We start from the raw sequence: 2704 nt of genomic DNA, 5'->3' as shown, positions 1-2704 counted from the left end.
AGTTAAAAATAAATGATGTGAAATTAGCATCAAAAATAAGAATTATTCTAACTGGGGAAAATTAGAATGAAATTAAAAAATAATGCGCTAAACCAAGCAATCAAATTTGCTTTAGCTACAACCACTGCAGGGTTGTTTTTTTCGGGTTCTGCTATTGCAGCAGACGAGCAACAGCAAACTAAAGTAAATAAAAACGTAGAGAAAATTGCCGTAGTAGGTACGCGCTCAGCTCCACGTTCAATCGGTGACTCACCAGTTCCAATCGATATTATTGGCGGCGAAGAATTAGAAAGATCAGGCAATACCGACATGCTTGAGCTTTTAAAAGGTGCCGTGCCATCTTTTAACGTACATCAAAATCCTATTAGTGATGCGGCCTCTCTTGTTCGCCCAGCTAACTTACGTGGTTTACCATCAGACAGCACATTGGTTCTTTTAAACGGCAAACGTCGTCATCGTGCTTCTGTAATTGCATTTTTAGGCGGTGGTATTAACGATGGCGCGCAAGGCGCAGATATTTCAGTTATTCCAAGCATTGCTATTAAACAAGTAGAAGTACTTCGTGATGGCGCAGCTGCACAATATGGTTCTGATGCCATCGCGGGTGTAATGAACTTCCAACTAAAAGACGCTTCTGAAGGTGGCAAATTAGAAATCCGCCATGGTCAATTTTATGAAGGTGACGGCGATACAACACAAGTGTCGGGTAACGTGGGTTTACCGTTTACCGACAATGGCTTTGCTAATTTAAGCTTTCAATATAAAACAGCTGATGCAACAAGCCGCTCAGTTCAACGTGCCGATGCCGCAGCACTTTCAGCTGCCGGTGTTCCTGATGTATCTTCTCTTGCACAAGTATGGGGCGCACCAGAAGTAAACGACGATATTACAATTTTTGGTAACGTAGGTTTAGAGCTAACAAACGATTCTGAATTTTACATGTTTGGTAATTACTCTGAACGTGATGTACGTGGTGGCTTTTACTACCGTAACCCGCAAACACGTTCTGGCGTTTACTCAAATGATGGTGGCGAAACACTACTTGTTGCAGATTTAACACCTGATATGAGCGCTAACTGTCCTACTATTGCAATAACAGATGGCAACGTATTAGATGATCCTGCTTATATAAATGGTGTAGCGAACAACCCAGATTGTTTTGCCTTTAACGAAACGCTTCCAGGTGGCTTTACACCTAACTTTGGCGGCAACATTACTGATACTTCTTTAACTATTGGTACTAAAGGGCGATTCACTGGTGGTTTCTTAAAAGATACTTACTATGACTTAAGCGGTACTGTGGGTTTAAATGAATCACGTTACTTCATCTATGACACGGTTAATGCTTCTTTAGGTGCGGATACGCCACGTGACTTCAGTCCGGGTAAATATGAACAGCTAGAGAAAAACTTTAACTTTGATTTATCAAAGGGTGTCGACTTTGGTTTAGCTTATGATGTAAACATTGCCGGTGGTTTTGAATGGCATGAAGAAACATTCACTATCATTTCTGGTGATGAAGAATCTTACACAGCAGGCCCTTTAACAGCACAAGGTTTTGGTATTGGCTCTAACGGCTTCCCTGGTTTTAAACCATCACAAGCAGGTGAGTTTTCTCGTCGTAACTATGCAGCGTATGTTGATGTTGAAGCACCCTTTACTGAAGACTTTTTAATGGGCTTAGCGCTTCGCTTTGAAGACTACGACAGCTTTGGTACTACAACTAACTACAAAGTAATGGCTCAATACCATTTAACTGAAGATTTAAATATTCGTGGTTCTGTAAGTAGCGGTTTCCGTGCACCTACAGTTGGTCAAGCTAACGTAAGTAACGTACAAACAAGCTTAGACAGCGGTGTATTACAAGATTCAGCGCTTCTTCCACCAACAAACCCTATTGCAGTGCAATTAGGTGGTACAGAGCTTGAGCCGGAAGAATCACAAAGCTATACACTTGGTGCTGTATACACAATCGGCGAGTTATTTTTAACGCTTGATTACTACAACATTCAAGTAGATGACCGTATTAGCCAATCAGATAAAATCAACTTAAGCCAAGCAGATAAAGATACACTTACAGCCGCTGGAGTTCCTAATGTACAAGGTCTTGCTCAGGTAAGCTTTTTTACAAATGACTTTGATACAACAACTCAAGGTATCGATTTAGTTGCAAACTATACTGCTGAACTAATGGGCGGTAGCTCTACATTTAGTCTTGCTTATAACTGGAATGATACTGAAGTAACTCAATTTAGTGAGATTACAGGTGCGTTTAAAGTTAAACGCTTAGAAGAAGATTTACCTAACCATCGTGCAACGTTCACATTGTCTCAACAATGGGAATCAGTTTCTGCATTTGCTCGTGCAAACTACTACGGCGAATACCAAGGTGTTCACGTTGATTATGATGCAACAGCTAAAACAGCAGATGCTGCAGTCACTATTGATGCTGAAGTAACTTACTTCTTAAATGAATCAGTTAGCTTCTCTGTAGGCGCTCAAAACTTATTCGACCAAGATGCTGAAAAACTTGATTTTGCAGATGCAACGGGTATCCCTAATAACAACTGGGGTGGTCAGTTCTACGAAACATCTCCGTTTGGTATTAACGGTGGCTTTTACTACGCTAAAGCAACATATACTTTTTAAACTATTTTCATGAAGAACCAAAGGCGAAATGTTAAAGACATTTCGCCTTTTTAAT

Annotated in this window: 1 protein-coding gene; it reads left to right on the top strand. The window is 40.5% G+C overall.

What is annotated here, in order from left to right; translation table 11 throughout:
• The first annotated feature begins 66 nt into the window (after positions 1 to 66).
• A complete protein-coding gene (locus GQR46_RS18490; protein ID WP_165741990.1) occupies positions 67 to 2649 on the top strand; it encodes a TonB-dependent receptor in 2583 nt (860 codons plus the stop codon).
• Positions 2650 to 2704 lie beyond the last annotated feature (55 nt).

This window comes from Pseudoalteromonas sp. Z1A6 (assembly GCF_011378745.1).
Classification (GTDB): Bacteria; Pseudomonadota; Gammaproteobacteria; order Enterobacterales; family Alteromonadaceae; genus Pseudoalteromonas; species Pseudoalteromonas arctica.
Note: the sequence above shows the minus strand (reverse complement) of the source record. Positions and strands in the feature narration are given on the sequence as shown.

Coding starts and splice junctions, on each gene's coding strand:
- GQR46_RS18490 (WP_165741990.1), top strand. CDS start 67: ATGAAATTAAAAAATAATGCGCTAAACCAAGCAATCAAATTTGCTTTA.